The organism is Bacillus sp. FSL R10-2201 (assembly GCF_038008665.1).
GTDB lineage: Bacteria > Bacillota > Bacilli > Bacillales > Bacillaceae_G > Bacillus_A > Bacillus_A mycoides.
The window spans coordinates 2,463,557-2,483,135 of record NZ_JBBOZP010000001.1 but is presented as its reverse complement, the minus strand read 5'-3'; the positions used below and the strand labels follow the sequence as shown (position 1 = coordinate 2,483,135).

Sequence of the window (19,579 nt, the reverse complement as noted above, 5' to 3'; positions counted from 1 at the left end):
TGAATGAAAACTATATTTCTAACTTACTTAATTTTTGCTGCATCAAATGCTTTTTGCACTGCTTGAACTTCAGCTGTATTCGCCCCATATTTATTAGTTGCCACTCGAATACATGCTGATTTCAATTCTTTGAAATTAGATGTCATGTTTAATTCATCTGTATTTGCATAATAGAAAATATCAAACATTTTATCTTCACCAATTCCTTTAACAGTTACTCCGTTATGAGTTCCGCCTTTTGCAATGAGATACGCAACTTTATTAATAATACTTGAATTAAAATGAACGCCGCCTTGATCCCATCCATTAAAATCGTTAAATTCACTGTAATCATCTGGATAAGGTACTCCAAGTGAAGATGGAACAGAAGCTGGGTTTTCCATATCACGGAAAACAGATCCAGTTTGTTCTCCCATTGTCCAGTTAAAGCTTCCATTATTTACGTATTTCTCAATAGATGTTCCCATAATATCAGATAGCGCTTCATTAATCGCACCAGATTCACCGTAATATTCAAGATTAGATTCGCTAGAAGTAACAGCATGTGTAAATTCATGTCCAGCTACGTCATATGCCTTGACAATAGGATCGCCATATACAAGCATACTTCCATTATTAGCACTTAATGCATTTTGCCAATTTTTCGGATCGTTCGTATCTTCAGAATCCCAAGCATGTACAACTGAAACTACCTTTTGTCCCTTATTATCAAAACTATTACGCTTATATTTATCTTTATAAAAATCAAATACCTTTGTTGCTAAATAATGAGCACTTACTGCTTTTGGATCGTTAAATGTTGTTGAAGTGCTGGTTGCTAGTGTACCAGGATAATAGCTTTCTTCTTTAGTAATATCTCTGTAATTCACATCATATGTTTCAATTCCTTGCCCTCTTGTATAATCAGCAAGTGCATATTTACCATTACTTTGTTTAGAAATACCAAATGAACGAGATATACCTAAATCATCTTTTCCTGTTCCAGTTAATGATGTAAGACTACTTTTTTTACTTTCCTTTAAAGCTCCAACTAGTTTTTCACTTGCTTTTAAGTTAGATTCTTGTACCATATTTTTTAACATATCACCATTTTGTGCATTTACTAAATAAGTTCCAGAAACATAGTTTGGTGTTGCCGCTTCAAATGTAACTTGATATGCATTGCTAGCTTGTCCATTATTTTCATCAACAAAAATAACTTCCTTAACTTCTGGCTCAGAAATAAACTTGATATCGTTCCCGTATTTCGTATAAATATATTGTTTCGCTTCATCTTTTGATAGATTAATAGGCTTTTTCAATTCTTCTTGTTTTAAATTTTGCGCGCTATCGCCTGAAACACTTTTAATAACACCGTTATTATCTACGTGCGCAGTTAATTGATGGCCATATACTTCTTTTCCTTCGTATGTTTGCTGCATACGCACAAGTGTTGTTCCATCATACGAACCACGTTTTTGAAGAACTTTATAATCTACTCCTGTTTCTCCATTGACTTGATTTGGAGAAAGAGCTTGTTCAGCTTTCTCCTTAAGAGCATCTTTTACTACATTCTCTGGTGTTTTTTGTGACGGTTGTGTAAGTTCACCTGAACGGAATGAGTCCTCCTGAATTTGAACTTGAAGTTGATCTGTTTCCTCTGCATGACCTATTCCGTATGGTGCCACAGCTGTTAAAGCTAATCCTGTTGTTAATGCTACTTTAGTTAATGTCTTTGTGTTTTTCATTTTTTCACCTCGTATAATTTTTGAAATAGAAAGCTTGTACAAAGTATACTGTCTATTTATGTCGAAAAAAAGAGAAAATACAAAATTTATGTAATATTATGCAAAATTACATATATGTGGTCGATAAAATAAAAAATGAGCCCTTTTAGGTGCTCATCCAATTGGTTAGTCGTTAATTATCTATATTCATTCTAATCAAAGTACACTTATATCTTATTAACAACATAAAAAACCACTCTTTACTATTTTAAGAATAGTAGATAAATACTTTAGTGAGGCAACGCATATACAAGTTAGATTTTTCAATATAATTTTGTTATTTATGTCTATAGCTGCATGGATTGTAACGTTTTGAGACTGCTGAAGTCTTATATGAGTTTCAGGCTTTTTTATCTTGTCAAAAATATCTTTCAAAGATATTTTTGTCTCCCCATTTAAATATAGAAAAGGACATATCTATTGCATGTTATTAACTTAAGGTATGTTCTTTTAAAGCATATTATAAATATACATAGTGAGAAATGAAACAATAATTATTCAAATGAAAAATCCCCTAAATTTTTAAAGCGATTCAGGGGATTTTTTACCGATGATTCTCTATATTTCCATACCGATCACAAACTTTTTTAGGATAATGGTATGTCCAAGTTTAATAGTTTTTTGCACGAGAGCCATCTTTTTTATATTTATTTAATTATCCTACTAAGTTTTTTGTAAAATTCACCTTTTCTTTTTACATGATTAAACTGATTTGGATTAATATTAGCTTTTTGTGAGAGTGCTACAATCTCTGCTTTTGTAATTGAATCTTTAGTATTTATAGATGCTATATTTGTATATTTTCCATCTTCTGTTTTTGGGATTTCTAAAATCCCTTTATTTACAAGATCAACTACAGCCTTATGCTCTGAAGAATGTGTATCTACACCAGTAATTTTCCAATTATGCATAACTTTTGGCGTGTATACACCGTTCTTTACCTCTTTTAAATATGTAATAGCAAGGTTACGAATGGTTCCACCTGTTTCTCCGAATGCATTCTCTTGTTTAGATGACCAAGTTTGTTCAAATTTACGTCCCTCTAAAGCTCCCCCTTTTGCCTGAAGAGCCTCCATTCTATACGCATTCATTCCTAGCGTCATAACATCGCTCATTTTGATTGGTTTATTTGTACGAATAGAGCGTAAATTTGTAATTCTACTACCATATGGTTTTGTTAAGTCAATTTCGTATTTTACGCCTCCAAAGAAATCGTTCGTACTGTATTTAGACGCACGACGATTTTTATCAAAGCTAACTGTTACATCTCCGGCACGAGATGAGTTAAAATATCCTGCTGCCCATTCCATATAGTCTTTTAAATCTTTTCCAGTTATCTTATATACTGTAATTTCTCCCAAAGCATATTGATAATTATAAGCAATATCTTTCTTCTTTATAGGACCTATATCCAAACGGGCATAATCATTATCAATTTGATGGGCTACTACATCCGCCTTACTGTAATGGAGCATGACTTCATGAAAGAAATCTGATAAAGGTGTCTCTTGAATCTGCACACTTGGAATACCCTTTATTTCATTTTCAGGAACAAGGTTTCTACCCTTTAATTGGGCGACTACAACATTTGCATCTCCTCTCGCATACTCATGAAAAGGTGTTAGTGTTTCTTCAAGTGTAGAATCAGATAATACTGTAGTTCCATCAGCATTTTTTACAGGTATAGCGGTAGCTGTTTTATCTTTTAAAACAAGCTTCCCATCTTGCTTTGTAAAAGTAAGGTCAATACGTGAAATATGCGTTCCGTATTTATCTGGTTCTGTAATAATTACGCCATTTACAACTTCTTTTTTTACAAGTTTATGCATATGAGCCGCAAAAATAGCGCTTAGTTCCGGACAAGCATTCGCAATATCTTGAACACCAGTACCTGGGATTCCATTCTCATTTTCTAGTCCCATATGCATAACCCCTACCATTACATCTACTTTATCTTCTAATTCTTTAATAGCCTTTTTTGTCTCTTCTACTGGATTTTTCAATACTAAACCATCCAAATGATCTGTCCCTTTTTCAAAATCACTAATCATTGGTGTATTCATACCAATAATCCCGACTTTAATTCCACCTTTTTCAACAATCGTATATGCAGGAAGAAAACGCTCTCCATTTTCCTTATAAATATTTCCTGCTAACGTCTTTCCCTTGTATTGCTCACTAACTTTTTTCAATGTATCTAATCCAAAGTTGAATTCATGATTTCCAAATGCCCAGGCGTCATATCCCATTGTATTCATTGCTACCATCATTGGCGATTGTGGCTTATCGTTGAATAATTCTACTGAGTTTCCTTGAATTGTATCCCCGGCATCTACTAATATGGTATTTGGATTTTCTTGACGTACCTTCTTTATAATCGTATAAAGCTGCGTCAAACTTCCACTCATATTTGCTCCATCAAGCGCATAATCCCAAGGCATAAATCTACCATGAATATCTGCAGTACCTAACAATGTAATATTAACATTAGATTCCTCAGCCTTAGAAATAGCTGGTTTGACTGTTACTGCTGTTACAAGAAGCATAAGAATAATAAAATTGCATACATAGTTCTTCCATTTCATTTTTTGCATAATAACAATATTTCTCCCCTTTTTGTACTGTCATAAAGTTGCTTGAACTTTAAAAATGTAACTTATTATTCAGAGAAATTCAACTACAAAAGATAATTTTGTAGTTGGTTTTGCTGTGAAAATATAGAGAATAAAATGCATATATCCCCTAACAGAATAGTATTTTATCATTTTCTAATAAAATACTTCTTCCTCCAACGTGTGAAGGGCGCTAAACCAACGGTAGATGTATATGTACTTTCAAGATTTTGGACATGCAACTCATTTTCGGATTTTATTTCTAATTTTTTCCTTCTATATGAAAATACTGAGATCACTTCCAAAAATAATAACCCCGCTCTTCATTTAAGACGGGGTTACACTTATACAGCAAATCGGATTCAGATTTTTTTCAAATGTTCGTTTCCTCTTCAGGAGTAAAATCTGCTAGTTTCGTATTTTTTTCTGCTTATTGGTTGCTTTCAACTAAATTCATCATAATTTTAATCAGGACCTGTATTTTATCACTCAAACCCTTGATGCTATCCCAAATCGCTCAATAAATAGATAATGATTTTTACTTTTCAACTCCACAAAGCAATTTTATCTCTTTAATTTGTTCTATATGACGCTGTTCATGCAAATAGATCAGTTCTATCCACTGATCAAGAAGTAATTCTCCAAGAGCTGGATGCGTCACTGATTTTTTCGCTAATATAGATTCATCTTCTATTGTACTCAGGAAACGCATCAATTCTTTTCTAGAGTCGTTTAACAAATCAACCATTTGCTGCACTTCAAATGGTTCTATACTTGGTTCAATCATTTCTGGGGCTATAAATTTTATCGATCTATCTAATAAAATAGTGTGAATTTCTTTACGCTTATTTAAGATACTATCCATCTTTTTTAATCCCGATGAAATAACTGTTATAACTCTCTCATCTAATAAAACTAAGTGATGACAAACTTGTGCTATACTCCATTTATCCTTATCTGGTTTCCTATTAAATTGAGCATCACTTAACAAAGTAATTTCCTCAAATAATTGATTTCTAGTTTCATAAAACTTGTCATTTACAAATGTATTCATGTGAATTCTCCTTTCGCTAGAACCTACATACTTAAATTCCTACGCTAGAAATATTCTCTATGGAAAAAAGATTTTCCTTCACTATTATTCCAATCCAATCTTTTCTTTCTTTAGTAGGTTCTCTAATTCATGCTGAAATGTATGAGTTCTCTCAACATCCTTGAAGATTTCCTTGAGGTTATTATGCGCTACAGCTACATCATAATACTTTCAACGGAATCCTTTCAATATAACTACATAAAACGTTCCTAATTATCAATCTAGCATTAAATATATGTAAAAAATCAACCTATTCATTCATTTTTAATGCTTATGTATGTACATTTGTTAATTTATTAGTTATATTATGGGTATTGAATGATTACGAAAAGTTAATAAATCGCTTGTATAACACCTTATATTTTTATATCCGTGAAAACTACAAAATGTATAAAATTCCATTTGTCAAATGAATTTAATGCGGAAGGAGGTTTGTGGTTACTTCATCGGGATATAATAATCAGTTTTGAACTGATAAAAATATAGGAGGCGACATAATGTTTCGTACGATTTCAAATTTCATGAGAGTAGCTGAGATAAGAAACAAAATTCTTTTTACACTAGCGATGCTAATTGTTTTTCGAATTGGCACGTTTATTCCAGTTCCTCATACTAACGCAGAGGTATTAAAAGTACAAGATCAAGCCAACGTTTTAGGCATGCTGAACGTATTTGGCGGAGGAGCACTGCAACACTTCTCAATCTTTGCTGTAGGTATCACACCATATATTACAGCTTCTATCATTGTACAATTACTACAAATGGACGTTGTACCTAAATTTACAGAATGGGCAAAGCAAGGAGAAATGGGCCGTAAGAAATCAGCTCAATTTACTCGCTACTTTACAATCATTCTCGCATTCATACAATCCATTGGGATGTCTTATGGTTTTAATAATATAGCAGGTGGACAATTAATTACAGATCAAAGCTGGACTACATACTTATTTATTGCGACAGTTTTAACTGCTGGTACTGCATTTTTACTTTGGTTAGGTGAACAAATTACCGCTAATGGCGTTGGTAATGGAATCTCAATGATTATCTTCGCAGGACTTGTTGCGGCGATTCCGAATGTCGCTAATCAAATTTATTTGCAACAATTCCAAAACGCAGGCGATCAGTTATTTATGCACATAATAAAAATGGTTTTAATTGGACTCGTAATTTTAGCGATAGTTGTTGGTGTTATTTACATTCAACAAGCTGTTCGAAAAATACCGATTCAATATGCAAAAGCTGTTTCAGGAAACAATCAATATCAAGGAGCAAAAAATACTCATTTACCTCTTAAAGTAAATAGTGCAGGTGTAATTCCTGTTATCTTTGCTTCAGCCTTTTTAATGACGCCGCGTACAATTGCGCAGCTCTTCCCTGATTCAAGCGTATCTAAATGGATAATTGCGAATCTTGATTTTGCACATCCATTTGGAATGACACTATATGTGGGTCTTATCGTTGCCTTCACATATTTCTACGCGTTTATTCAAGTAAATCCTGAACAAATGGCTGAGAATTTGAAAAAGCAAAACGGATATGTCCCGGGTATTCGCCCAGGTAAATCTACAGAACAGTATGTAACAAAAATTTTATACCGTTTAACATTTATCGGTGCGATTTTCTTAGGAGCAATTTCAATATTACCACTTGTATTTACAAAAATCGCTACATTACCACCATCTGCTCAAATCGGTGGTACAAGTTTACTAATCATCGTAGGTGTTGCATTAGAAACGATGAAGACGTTAGAAAGTCAACTTGTGAAGCGTCATTATAAAGGTTTTATAAAAAAAGTGAATTAATTACAAAAACACACTAGGATATAAAGACCTAGTGTGTTTTTTATTCTATAAAAATAAAACCCTCATTTTCTCGCTTCATATTTTTATCTTTATTTTAATTACCATAAAAGTAGCTCCTTTCTCTCACCTTCAATATATCCCTCGGTGGTTATAAAAAGTCTCAGCATGAATTTATCTATAATTAAATAGTCTGGTACAAAATCTTTTAATGTTATTACTTGCTTTCTAACAATTCTTTTGTCACCTTTTATTCCAAAAACTTTAGCTTCTAAATAATCAATTTCACCTAAAAATAAATCTATCCTTTGATATATAGGGATTCCAACCAATTCTTTAACTTCTGGTTATATTGTGTAAGTTGTCTATTACTATCGTATAAAAAGAGATATTGAAATTCATTAACAATGTAGTTTGTAGACACAGGTATCATATTTTTCTTTCAAAAAAAACAGAGTGCCGCTCAACTAGCTCTCTGTTTTAAACTAATTATATTATTGCGTATGTAAAATACCTTGCAAAACAACTTCTAATCCCCAGCGGAATCGTTCTTCTCCACCAGATAACATATTTTCTTTTAGACTTACAATCATTGGATACCTTGCTGTATCTAAAGCCTCATACGAAGCACGAATTGGGTCAAGAGTGGTACCTTTTTCTTTGCGAGCTGTTTGTTCATATGCGACCGAAGCAGCATATAACAGTAAAATATCTACTCCCCATGCTGATGCTCTTGCATTAACTCCACCTTCATGTAATTGACACAAAATCTGTTCAGTAAGGGCTAAAGAATTTGGCCCAATTGGAATTGTCATTAAAGCTAATTCTGCCATTCCAGAAGAGTCGAATAAAATTCGAAAATATGAATGTACAAGTGTAAATAGTTCTTTTTTCCATGGTTCATTTTTCTCATCTGTTATTTCAATTTTCCCTAGACCATAATCTAATACATACGCTCTTAATTCATCAGCATTTTTTACGTATACATATAAAGAAGACGGACCTGTATCTAATACTTTTGCAATTTTACGCATACTAAGGCCAGAAATACCTTCAGACTCTAATAGGTCATAAGCAGTCTTAACAATGATTTCCTTACTTAACGGTTCTTTTGCTGGTCGTGAACGACGACTAGTAATTGTATTCGTTTGCTCTTCCATAGTTCTCCTTTAGTAAATATATTTTTATTGTTGCTCATGAAGTTGATTCATAAGATTATACATTTTCATAGTAGCATCCTCCGAGAAACAAATCTCAAGATTATCATTTGACACTTCAGCGGATTGAGAAGAATAATCGTACATTTTTTCTTCGTAATTTTCAATTGCCTCGTTCAAATTATCATGTTTTACAATAGATAATGCAAGTTCTGCCGCATCACGCATCGCTAGATTCACACCTTCTCCAGCAAATGGAGACATTAAATGTGCAGCATCACCAATTAAAGTAACACCAGGCTTACTTTTCCAAGTTAGTCCAACAGGTAACATATAAATTCGTCTAGGAAAAATCGCACCATCTGCACATCTAATATAATTTTTAAGTGTTTCATCCCAGTCTTCGAAATATTGTAGAAGTTGATGTTTTGCTTCTTCTAAATTTTTAAATGGAATTCCACAATTATCAAGCCATTTTTTATCTGTTCTAAAACTTAAATACACGCGAATACTGTCATCTCCATTTAATTGCGCAAGAATTCCTTTATGCTCCGCAAGTGCAAATACTTTGCCACGTCGATTAAATTTCGCCATCTGAGGATGATTTTTCGTTACATTTTTCAAATTCAATTCTACCATGCTAATACCAGTATATTGCGGTATAGAATTTGTGACAAGTGGACGAATTCGAGAGAAGGCACCATCTGCTGCTACCACTAAATCAACAGTGTCTACATGTCCATTTTCAAAATGAAGTTCATGTATACCATTTTCTACAGGAATGGCTTTTGTTAAGTTATAGCCCCAATGTATACATTGCGGATCAACAGAATTTAAAAGTAACTCACGTAAAGTGCCTCGATCAATTTCTGGACGATCTCCGCAATTAGGATCCGCTACTTCATCTAAATATATTTTCCCGTTCTTATCACATAAACGAAAATCTTCTCCCTCATATCTAGCAAGTTCATTAAATTGTTCTAACAATCCTGCTTCTTTAAGCGCCTCTTGTCCGGAATCATGATGAATATCTAATGAACCTCCTTGTTGCCGAATCCATGGTGATGTTTCTCTTTCATATACGACACATTTTAAACCATGTTTCTGTAATATACGAGCTAATGTTAAACCTCCTGGTCCAGCACCTATAATTGCAATACGTTTTTCTCCTTTATTTTTTCTTTCCATCATTTATCACACCTTATATTTTATTGAATTACTTGTTTTATTTATAACATAACGTACACTGTTCGTAAAGTACATCGTTCGTTAATTACTAAGCAAATTATGTTAAACTTAATGTGTAAAAATAAAAAGCATGTTACAAGTCAGTAGTAACATGCTTTTTAAGTTGATAAAGTAATAAACTTTTATTAACTTAATAGTCCAATGATTCCATTTGTATTATTTACATTTCTTTCTTCAATAACTTCCCTTGCTTAAAATAAACGCCCAGCGTAGAACGATTTGCTAAAAATACACCAATCAAGATTAAACAAGCTCCAATTCCCATTGCAGGATTTAATGGTTCTCCTAATACAAAATAACCTACAATAACAGCGATTAACGGGGATACATATAACCACGTTGATGGAAATACAGGATTTGTTTTTGATAAAAGCCAGTAATATAAACCGTGCCCACCGATAGACCCTACAAATATGAGATATAAAATTGGCCATTGTACATTCCAAGATGTTAAGATTGTTAGATTAGGCTGTTCCATTACGATAGATACAATTAACAACAAAACTCCTCCATAGAACATTTGAATGCCGTTAATGAGAAATGGTGATACGTTAGGTAAATCTGAAAGTATTTCTTTTGAACGAATAGAACCTATTCCATAAAACAACTCCCCTACTAATATAACAAGGCAAGCGATACTCCATATGAATGTAAGTTCTTGATGCATTCCAGGTAAAGAAATGCAAAAAACACCTATAAGTGCTATAACTAAAGCAACAAGTTGTTCTTTTTGCAATTTTGTTTTATTTCTCTTTGATTGCAATAGCAAGATCATCATTGGACCCGTAGCAGATAGAATTGCAGCTAATCCAGAAGAAATATATTGTTCTGCCCAGTAAAGGGTCGCGAATGTCATAAATGTTAAACAAAAACCAGTATATATAATACGTTTTGATAATAAGTAAGACATAATATCCTTTCTCTTTAATTTAAAAAGAATAATGAGAATAAGACCGGCCAAAAAGAAGCGAATTCCAGCTGAAAATAACGGCGGTGCACCTGCCTCAATTCCGATTTTTATCGTTAAAAATGTTGTTCCAAAGATGATACATACTAAAATATAATTTAAAATGACCATTTTCCTTCCTCCTTTTTACTCTTGAAATGAGTATAGAGGATATGGTGTATAACAGTGTATCCGAGCATATAACAGTTGAATAAAAATATAGTTGATTGTCAGACTATTTTTCGCTTTAATTAAATTAAAAAGAAAAACAGGTGATTCTATGAAGATAGTACTACGTAAAGAATCCAACATACCATATTACCAACAAATATATATGCAAATTGTTGAGAGAATTCAAAGCGGGATGCTTTCGCATGGCGATTACCTCCCTTCTTTACGTTCTATGGCCGATGATTTGCAAATTAGTTTATTAACTGTTCGTAAAGCTTATAAACAGTTAGAAACGAAAAGTTATATACGAATTGAACAAGGAAAAGGTGCCTATATACATAAACGTGTGAACAAAGATTTCAAACCAATTCCATATCAATGGCAACAAAAGAAATCCATTAATGTTATGCGTTCTCAATATGTAATGAACCAACATCGTAAATATTTTGATTTTTCACAGGCTGTCCTTTATCCACGTTTATTACCAAATCCGTTTCTTTCAGATGAAATGCACAAATTACTTAATAAGGATCAAATGATACTGGCAACATACGGACCTGTTCAAGGTGACAAAGAACTTAGAGTGGAAATAACAAACTACTTAAAAGAACACCAACAAGTAGTTACAGATCCATCTCAATTATTAATTACAAGTGGTGCCCAGCAAGGAATTGATTTAATCGCCCAAACATTATTAAAGCCTGGAGACATAGTGTTAGTAGAAAGTCCGTGTTATGGAGCGGCGCTTGATGTATTTGTTAATAAAGGAGTTCAAATTATCCCTGTTAGTCTTGATAACAACGGCATTCGCTCAGATCTAATCGATGATATTTGTCAAAGAAAGAATCCTGTTTTGTTATATGTGAATCCTACTTTTCAGAATCCAACGGGCACAGTAATGAGTAAAGAAAGAAGAATGGAACTTGTAGAACTAGCAGAGCTTTATCAATTTTTCATTTTAGAGGATGATTCTTTCGGAGAGATATATTTTGAGGATTTTAAAATTCCCCCTCCAATAAAAAGCTTTGATACAAATGGTCATGTTATATATTTAAAAGGGTTTAGTAAAACGTTAGCACCAGGTCTTCGCATCGCGGCACTTGCAGCTGAAGGTCCTATCTTTGAATGGTTATACGCCGTGAAGGCTTCGATGGATATTGGTAGTCCCTTATTGACACAAAAAGCACTACTTCCTTTTTTACGAGCGGAACGAATGAAAAATCATTTAGAAAAATTACGGACTGCTTTACAAATTAGACGCGATTTAACAATTGATATATTATCTCCATTAAAAGAATTAGAATTCGAAATACCTAATGGAGGATTTAACTTATGGGTTACACTCCCTCAGTCAATCGATCCTTTTACATTATTACAAAAAGCGAATGAAGTTGATGTTTCTTTTTTACCCGGCACAGCTTGTCTGATAAACCATGAAACTCAATATAATCATTTACGAATTAGTTATTCAATGTTAAATGAAAAAGATATGTTGATTGGATTAGAAAGATTACATGATACAATTGCCAAGTTTAAATCAATGATTTAAACTCCAAAACAACAACTAACCTCTTATTCACACAATAAAAAACCAACACTTAAAAATTTTATTAAAAGTCAAGATATAAGCTGAACCTATTATTAATAGTGAATTCTTATCTAATGTCATACATTATATGTATAAAAATTAAAAGGATAGAAGAGCTTGAATAAATTCGCCCTATCTATCCTCTTTTTAAACACAAATGACTAATCATAGCGGACTTCGCTGTCAACAGAACCTGTATTGCTCTATCGCTATGTTCAAACTTCTTTTTATTACTACTTGTTCAATAAGAGGTGTTTTCTTCCTGCATAAAATTTATTTTATAGGGAATTCATTATACTTATTAAAACAACAACATGATATAGACAAAACCAAAGAATAAACATAATGGACTATAGAACCAAGTGTCATATCTAGCAAACTGAGAATGTTTAATTTTTTTGAAAAATCCAACAAACTTAAAATCACCAATTGCCCTAACAATGAAAACTAAAGCACAGACAATACTTCCGATTTTAGATAAACTATTTGCTTCGAACCCCTGCAAATAACTTACTTGAACAACAATAATGACACTTGCTAATAGAATAAGAATGGCTACGAATAATGTTCCCCATATTCTCGGAGTAAAAGCAGGCTTATGTTCTCCCTCTTTTACTGGGATAACAGCAGCAGAACCCCATCGACCTCCAAAAGCCCAATAAATATGCAAAAAACTGATAAACCACAGAAGCCCCACAGCTACTACTATTAATAGTAATTTCATTTATTCGCCCCCAATTTCGTAACTTCAAAGATAACATACACTACCGTATGTTATAGTGAAAGTATTGTCCCTTCAGGTTTTATAACCATATTAGGGACATTTATTATCGAATAATCAATTATGCCTCAGCATAATTACGTCCGGAAGCTTTACTTTTTTCAGTGGATGTTTGGACACCCGCTGAAAGAAGTTAAAAGCTCAACCATTTTATCAATATCAAAATTAAGATTTGCTTCAAACCTTGTCATCCATCCTACATACGTTAAATAGGCAAGTCTCGCTCGATCAATTGATTCAGTTTCGTCTACGCCCATTTTTTGATACAATTTTGCAACACAAGAAATTCTTTGTTCTTCTATATCTACTAAACGTGTTGCCACAACAGGATCGTATTTAGCCCAAGCATAAATACCATTCTCAATTTTTTTATCTCGATTAAAACTAATCTGTAATAGCTGTTCTAAAGAGGCATCCTGTTGCTCCATACTTTGAACAATCAGCTTTGTTGCATGTACTTCCCAAAAGTCGAGCATAGAATCTAAAAGCTCTTGATGGTCACGAAAATAGTGATAGAAGCTTCCTTTGCTTATTTTTAGCAATCGAGCAAGTGCTTCAATGCGAACTTTATGTATACCTTCATTAGCTAATTGTTGTAATCCTACTTTTATCCAGTCTTCCCTCGTTAATTGCATATTATCTCTCCAATAAAATACGGTAGCGTATGTTTTACGTTAGATTACTACTATTCTCATTTTTTGTCAATTATTCATTCTGTTTATTTTTATGAACTTTAATGTTGTTGTTAATCGTAATATTGATCGTCATCACCCTCGGTAAATTAGATAACACGAAAGTCCCTTCAGGATTACTGAAGGGACTTTTACACGTTTGTGAAAAGTGCCTTTATGTACAGTCTAAAACTATTTTTTCAGATTGCATTGCTCTAGAAGCTTTTCTAGCATTTCCAAAGTAACTGGCTGTGCCGTGGTAGTTAGTTGATACCCAATACGTCCGTTCGTTTCTACAGTTGCTTGTTGTAAATTCTTGATTTCATGTATACCTTTTTCTCTCAGATGCATAAATAATTGTTGTTCTGACATTTTCGCGCGTAATAAATTCTTTTTTAAGATTTCTCCGTTTTCTATAACAATAATGCTATTTCCATTTAGAAATTTTTCTACTTTTCGTGATTTCAATTCAAAAAAATGAATGATAAGTAAAACACTCGCAAAAATAAACGCAGCAAAAATAGATGGGCCTACTTTCCTACTTAATATAGGTTCTACAATAATACGTCCTATAGAAACCACAATAATAATTTCAGCTCTCGTCATTTGGCTAACAGATTTACTACCTGTCAATTTTAAAACAATAATTCCAGTGAGGATTAAAATAATGCTTTCAAAAAGTATATTCATTACAGCCCAATCCTTTAATAGTGGATTTTACTAGTATTCCCATTAAAGGATTTTTATGATATTTTAAAGTATCCATTCTCTTTACGTGCCTTATTCTTTGAAGCACCTCTCTCCCAGCTAGTAATGGTAAAGCATCAACTTTCTTCATTTGCTTCTACTTGTGATTCGTTACGAATCATTGCATACACAGTATGACCTTCTTTTATTAGCATTGGTATTAAAGAACGTGCTGTTGCACCTGCCCCAAAAATTTCCATATGTGTTTCTTCTTATTTTGAATATCATAATTGAGACGAGACATATATAAGCTATGTATAATAATCAATATGAAAGATTCATCCAAAATTAAAGCTATAATGTTGGCTAGCAACCAATAGTGATAACATGATAATTGAATTTGATGGATATGGAATTAATGAGTATGTTATTGGTCATAACTGTTCTATCAGTAAGTTAAAAAAATGTATTTTAACGTAAAAAATGAAGAGTTATCTAATGAGGAGCTTATAAATTTATTTTGTGTACGTTATCATTTTGAAAACATTCCAAAGTCATTACAAGAAGACATTAAGACCGATGTCGTCATTGACTTAGATACGGACTATATTTATATCCCTAATAGATAACAATAACCCAGTAAACTAAAATGGTTTAATGTAACTTACGATTCAGACAAGAATTTAATAAAATAAGTAATTGCCCAAATAGAAGTCGCGAATTGAGTGACAAAATACATTGTCCATTCGAAAGAAGTCAGTTTTCTCTCTCGTTTAATCTTCTTTAAGTATCTGTAAAATATTAATGTACTCAAAAACATAAGTAATAAAGAGAATTGTTGTAAATCATCGACTATACGTACCGCCATAGACTCCATCACCCTCCTATACAAAATATAGACTATACTTTAAGGATATCATTTTTTTGGTAATGATTCCCTATATATTTAATGAAGTTAAAAAATGTTTTATGCGATATATGTGTATAGATAATAAAGTTGTTTAATTTTGTTCTTAGAAATACATTAATCGCCTACTCATAAATTTGATGGGCGATTATTATTTTTGTTTAATAATTGCTTTATTTCAATCACGACATTAATAATAGGTTTTGGTCTAAATGATTCTTGCAAGGAATCTCCTAATCTTGGACTTACTGATTTGGAAAAATAAAATTATTATGATCGTCTCAATTACCATTATTTTGGAGAACAATGTGCTATTATATATTCGTAATCAATGAAATAATAAGAAAGAAGGGGTAGTTGTGGAAACAAAGATTATAGAAACAGAGAAGAAAATTGATTCGAAATCCCTTTTGGCTTTGGGATTATTAATTATTTCCGGGATTGTATATCAACTTTTCGCAGTGTTAGGAGATAATATACCTGAAGTATTGAGGATGATTTTTGAAGCTTTATGGAATCTTGTATTATGTGGAATTATAGGATACTATTTTTTAGGAAAAATATCATTAGAGCAATTTAAACATTTTAATTTCAAGACATTACTTTGGGGTTTGCCTTTAACAATTATCGTAGGTATGGCTTCCAACTTAATATTCAGTTACATTTTTGAACCTGCAACTAAAAATTCCGTTGCTGAAGTAATAAGCATTTCTATGATTTTATTCCGTGTACCCTTTATGTTAATGGGTGAAGAGTTGATTTGCACTAATATAATTATCGCATTACAAAAATTAGGATTAAAATTTGGCACGGCATCATTAATATGTAGTTTGTTGTTCGCTTTGTGGCATATTCCAGCTTATGGTTTTGTGCCAATGCAGTTATTAATAACTATAATCCCAATTAGATTAGCACTAAATTATATATGGAAAAATTCAAAAAGTATTTGGGTAAGTTGGATTTGTCACTTTATTTTTGACTGTATTTCATTTGTACCAATGCTTTTTAAATAACCATTTTATTTTTAAAAGGACTTTATTATTTGCGTATTGTATAAAGAACAAGAGCACTCAGCTATTGAGTGCTCTAAAAACATTAATTTTGATTCAAAACATTCTCCTCAAAATATTTCCCCCAATCTGGGCGTCTTCCATCCATATCTGTAAATCCATACTCTCTTCCTAATTCCCATGAACTTAACGCTCGTCCCGTTTTTTCATGAACATTTGGATCACTTGCTAAAGCTGCTACTGCTCTTCCAACAAAGAAAGGAGTTTCTGATGCGATAAAATGAGGGTCTTGTTTAGCTCCTTCTCGCCAATTCTCCTCTGTTACACCAAATATATCTAACATCGCTTCTGAACGAAGGAATCCTGGACTAACTGCGACAGCTGTAATATTGTGTTGTTCTAAATCTTTCGCCATAGCTTCTGCTAAATGAATTGTTGAGACTTTTGCTAAACTATAGTACAAATTACCTCGATATTGATAATCGACTCCATCTGTAATTTCAATAACAAGTCCCATTTTATTTTTCACCATTAATGGTACACCGTAATGGCTTGTCATTATATGAGAATGAACAGCTCTTTGTTGCATAAGTAGTCCGTTATGTAGGTTGTGTTCCCAGAAAGGTTTCTCCCATTCTGTTAAAGGATCGCCGCCCCAAACATCGTTTACTAAAATATCAAGCTGTCCATTTTGTTCGTCTTGAATCTTTGTAAATAATGCTTTAATATCTTCTTCTACCGTATGATCAACACGAACTGCGATTCCTTTTCCGCCTTGCTTTGTAACAAGCTCTGCCGTTTCTTCAATCGTTTCAGTTCTTCCCATACAGGATAAATTCCCTTTTGTACTTCTTCCTGTTACATATACAGTTGCACCGGCTTCACCAAGCATCATCGCAATACCTCTTCCGGCGCCTCGTGTTGCTCCGGCCACAACTGCTATTTTACCTTGTAATGGTTTCATGTGATTCTCCTTACTCTTTATAATCAAGTATAATTATTTTCGGTACCCCGTTCTGATTTTAAGAAGGGGTTAAAATAATATTAATTAAATTTGATTAGCATTGCACCCTATGCCTCGTTGTGCAGCAGCGAAGTTCATGCTTTTTTGTTCGAAATCAGCACATCTAAATAGTGCTGATTGTACATAACGCCTAATATGTTTCCGAAGGGATCAACTACGGAAGCGGTGATGAATCCCACGCCGCGCTCTGTAGGTGCCTCATACTCTTTTGCTCCCATAGACAGTAGCTTATTGAAAGTTGCTGTTACATCATCAACATGCCAGTACACTATAGAGCCAGATGGGCCAGTCACTGAATCAGCTGGCGCATAACGGCTATCGATTAAACCTAGCTCGTGTTGGTAATCGCCAATGCGAAATTCGGCATATCCTGGACGTTCAAAGTATGGTTCACTTCCTAATAGGTCAGCGTACCATTTCTTTGCGGCTGCTAGATTATCTGTCCAAAAACTAACTGTGGTTAGCCCTCGTAATGTCTGTGTATTGCTCATAATCGATCTCCTCCATAAGGTTGAGTAATATTTCCACATACTAAAACGAAATAACACCTTCTGAATTACCTTTAATTCACATATAAATAACCCATTCTCTTATCCATATTCAAGAAAATGCCCTTTTAATGGCAGATCATGAACGTAACGATTTTTTTGTAATTAAACAATAATATTGTGAATCAATAAGAGCAATACATACAAACAAGGCTATTCTATTCAAAACACGCCCCCTCATAATTTTTATTCTTTTTTAAACTGAAAATCCACACGGTTCGTTCGTTTTATTTCCCCAATTACTTTGCCAATCCCTTCTTCAATCTTTTCTTCTTTTACATTAGATACATTTAACTTTAACAATCTCTCTTTATGAAAGTTACTTAAATAATTTTTATCAATAGAATCTATGCTTATTTGACTCTTGCTTAAATTTTTAATAAATGTGTCCGTGACTATATTTTTTTTCAACTGTAAACAAGTGTGTATTCCAATTGGATCTACTGTTCTAGAAGTAAACAAATGTGGATTTTCATTTTGAACACCTTCTACTACTGCCGCTAGTTTTTTTGACCTATTGTAGTAAGATGCTTTTATTTTATGTTTATGCCGATCAAACATTCCGCTCTTTATGTAAATTTCTAAAGCAGCTTGCGAAATCATAGGACTATCGATATCTAAAATCTTTTTATACTTATAAAAGGCATCTGCAATGGATTGCGGGATGACTGCAACACCGACTCGCAAACCAGGAAAGATGATCTTCGAATAACTTTTTAAATATATAATATGATTACAATTATCTTGGCTGTAAAACGGATCTACTTTTGAATCAGTTTCTAAATCTGCTAAATAGTCGTCTTCTACTATAAATACATTATATTTCTTCGCAAGTTTAATAATCTTTTCTCTCTCTTTTTTAGAATACGAAGTTCCAAGTGGATGATGAAATCTTGGAGTTGTATAAAAGAATTTAATTTTTTCTGTGCTGAATATCCGCTCTAGTTCATTTAAATCTATCCCCTCATGCGTACGCTTAATTCCGATTACAGGAATGTTATTTGTTTCTACATATTCAATATATAAATGGTAACTTGGCTGTTCAATTAGAATCATATTATGTTCATTCGGAAATGGTATTGAAGTTAATATAGCAAGTGCTTGCTGCACACCTGACGTTATAAATATATTATCTTCCTTCGTGAAAACTTGATAGTTTGCTAACTGTTTTTGCACAACCGAAATTAAAGATGGTAACCCTTTCGGTGTTCCGTATATAAACAAATCATTCTTATAGGTATCAATCGCTTTATTAATGCAATGCTGAAAATCTAAGTATGGAAAAACATCTGGATCTGGGGCCGAAGAAGCGAAATCAATAATCTCGTTACTTTCTACGTAACTTCCAGATTTCTTAACAACGTAGTATCCACTTTGAGGTACAGAATAAATAATATGACGCTTTTCCAATTCATGCAGCGCTCGTATTACAGTCGCCTTATTACATTCATATTGTGTAACAAGCGACCGTATAGACGGTAATTTCTTTCCTTCTTTTATCTCACCATTTTGAATCATACTTTCTAAGTCGTTCAAAACATGTAAATATTTATACATCATTACACCTCCTA

At 33.0% G+C, this 19,579-nt stretch carries 17 protein-coding genes and 2 pseudogenes; 4 read left to right on the top strand and 15 right to left on the bottom strand.

What is annotated here, in order from left to right:
• Positions 1-23: 23 nt before the first annotated feature.
• From NSQ69_RS12785 to NSQ69_RS12775, 3 genes are all read right to left on the bottom strand, one after another.
• Positions 24-1,727 carry a M4 family metallopeptidase gene (locus NSQ69_RS12785; RefSeq protein WP_002127556.1) on the bottom strand — a complete coding sequence of 568 codons (1,704 nt, stop codon included), beginning with the start codon at positions 1,725-1,727 and terminating at the stop codon, positions 24-26.
• A gap of 686 nt (positions 1,728-2,413) precedes the next feature.
• On the bottom strand, positions 2,414-4,360 hold the full coding sequence (locus tag NSQ69_RS12780) for a bifunctional metallophosphatase/5'-nucleotidase (protein WP_341099318.1): 1,947 nt from the start codon (positions 4,358-4,360) through the stop codon (positions 2,414-2,416).
• Positions 4,361-4,916: 556 nt separating this feature from the next.
• Positions 4,917-5,432 (bottom strand): DinB family protein, encoded by a 516-nt coding sequence (locus NSQ69_RS12775; RefSeq protein ID WP_341099317.1) that lies wholly within the window; start codon positions 5,430-5,432, stop codon positions 4,917-4,919.
• Between the two features lie 536 nt (positions 5,433-5,968).
• On the opposite strand from NSQ69_RS12775, the gene secY reads away from it, so the two are divergent.
• Positions 5,969-7,273 (top strand): preprotein translocase subunit SecY, encoded by a 1,305-nt coding sequence (gene secY / locus NSQ69_RS12770; RefSeq protein WP_002069884.1) that lies wholly within the window; start codon positions 5,969-5,971, stop codon positions 7,271-7,273.
• 98 nt (positions 7,274-7,371) lie between these two features.
• Here the strand turns inward: secY and NSQ69_RS12765 are convergent, their stop codons facing one another.
• From NSQ69_RS12765 to NSQ69_RS12750, 4 genes are all read right to left on the bottom strand, one after another.
• A complete protein-coding gene (locus NSQ69_RS12765; RefSeq protein WP_016101932.1) occupies positions 7,372-7,602 on the bottom strand; it encodes a hypothetical protein in 231 nt (76 codons plus the stop codon).
• Positions 7,603-7,764: 162 nt separating this feature from the next.
• Positions 7,765-8,430 carry a TetR/AcrR family transcriptional regulator gene (locus tag NSQ69_RS12760; RefSeq protein ID WP_016127036.1) on the bottom strand — a complete coding sequence of 222 codons (666 nt, stop codon included), beginning with the start codon at positions 8,428-8,430 and terminating at the stop codon, positions 7,765-7,767.
• Positions 8,431-8,454: 24 nt separating this feature from the next.
• Positions 8,455-9,618: an FAD-dependent oxidoreductase gene (locus NSQ69_RS12755; RefSeq protein WP_016101933.1), complete on the bottom strand. Its 1,164-nt coding sequence runs from the start codon at positions 9,616-9,618 to the stop codon at positions 8,455-8,457.
• A 217-nt stretch (positions 9,619-9,835) separates the two neighbouring features.
• Positions 9,836-10,753 (bottom strand): DMT family transporter, encoded by a 918-nt coding sequence (locus NSQ69_RS12750; RefSeq protein ID WP_341099315.1) that lies wholly within the window; start codon positions 10,751-10,753, stop codon positions 9,836-9,838.
• A 148-nt stretch (positions 10,754-10,901) separates the two neighbouring features.
• Between NSQ69_RS12750 and pdxR the strand changes: the two genes are divergently transcribed.
• Complete coding sequence (gene pdxR / locus NSQ69_RS12745) at positions 10,902-12,341, top strand: MocR-like pyridoxine biosynthesis transcription factor PdxR (protein WP_341099313.1); 1,440 nt, start codon at positions 10,902-10,904, stop codon at positions 12,339-12,341.
• A gap of 340 nt (positions 12,342-12,681) precedes the next feature.
• Here the strand turns inward: pdxR and NSQ69_RS12740 are convergent, their stop codons facing one another.
• The 4 genes and pseudogenes from NSQ69_RS12740 to NSQ69_RS12725 all read right to left on the bottom strand — a co-directional run bounded on the left by NSQ69_RS12740 (position 12,682) and on the right by NSQ69_RS12725 (position 14,779).
• A complete protein-coding gene (locus NSQ69_RS12740; RefSeq protein ID WP_341099311.1) occupies positions 12,682-13,104 on the bottom strand; it encodes a DUF3995 domain-containing protein in 423 nt (140 codons plus the stop codon).
• A gap of 158 nt (positions 13,105-13,262) precedes the next feature.
• Positions 13,263-13,796, bottom strand: a complete 534-nt coding sequence (locus NSQ69_RS12735) for a TetR/AcrR family transcriptional regulator (RefSeq protein WP_002013313.1) — start codon at positions 13,794-13,796, stop codon at positions 13,263-13,265.
• Positions 13,797-14,024: 228 nt separating this feature from the next.
• A complete protein-coding gene (locus NSQ69_RS12730; protein WP_341099309.1) occupies positions 14,025-14,522 on the bottom strand; it encodes a DUF421 domain-containing protein in 498 nt (165 codons plus the stop codon).
• Positions 14,506-14,779 (bottom strand): annotated as a pseudogene (locus tag NSQ69_RS12725) (hypothetical protein). Before NSQ69_RS12725 ends, NSQ69_RS12730 begins: the two are co-directional and overlap by 17 nt.
• Before the next feature lie 127 nt (positions 14,780-14,906).
• On the opposite strand from NSQ69_RS12725, the pseudogene NSQ69_RS12720 reads away from it, so the two are divergent.
• Positions 14,907-15,148 (top strand): annotated as a pseudogene (locus NSQ69_RS12720) (hypothetical protein).
• 35 nt (positions 15,149-15,183) lie between these two features.
• Here the strand turns inward: NSQ69_RS12720 and NSQ69_RS12715 are convergent.
• On the bottom strand, positions 15,184-15,387 hold the full coding sequence (locus tag NSQ69_RS12715; protein WP_000290880.1) for a hypothetical protein: 204 nt from the start codon (positions 15,385-15,387) through the stop codon (positions 15,184-15,186).
• A 398-nt stretch (positions 15,388-15,785) separates the two neighbouring features.
• Here NSQ69_RS12715 and NSQ69_RS12710 point away from each other — a divergent pair, with 398 nt between their 5' ends.
• The gene (locus NSQ69_RS12710; protein ID WP_033729412.1) at positions 15,786-16,439 is read left to right on the top strand and encodes a CPBP family intramembrane glutamic endopeptidase; all 654 of its coding nucleotides are present in this window, start codon (positions 15,786-15,788) and stop codon (positions 16,437-16,439) included.
• 82 nt (positions 16,440-16,521) lie between these two features.
• On the opposite strand, the gene NSQ69_RS12705 is transcribed toward NSQ69_RS12710, so the two are convergent.
• From NSQ69_RS12705 to NSQ69_RS12695, 3 genes are all read right to left on the bottom strand, one after another.
• Positions 16,522-17,400 carry an SDR family oxidoreductase gene (locus tag NSQ69_RS12705; protein ID WP_002168316.1) on the bottom strand — a complete coding sequence of 293 codons (879 nt, stop codon included), beginning with the start codon at positions 17,398-17,400 and terminating at the stop codon, positions 16,522-16,524.
• Positions 17,401-17,534: 134 nt separating this feature from the next.
• The gene (locus tag NSQ69_RS12700; protein ID WP_002127537.1) at positions 17,535-17,951 is read right to left on the bottom strand and encodes a VOC family protein; all 417 of its coding nucleotides are present in this window, start codon (positions 17,949-17,951) and stop codon (positions 17,535-17,537) included.
• A gap of 243 nt (positions 17,952-18,194) precedes the next feature.
• A complete protein-coding gene (locus NSQ69_RS12695) occupies positions 18,195-19,565 on the bottom strand; it encodes an aminotransferase-like domain-containing protein (RefSeq protein WP_016120256.1) in 1,371 nt (456 codons plus the stop codon).
• Positions 19,566-19,579 lie beyond the last annotated feature (14 nt).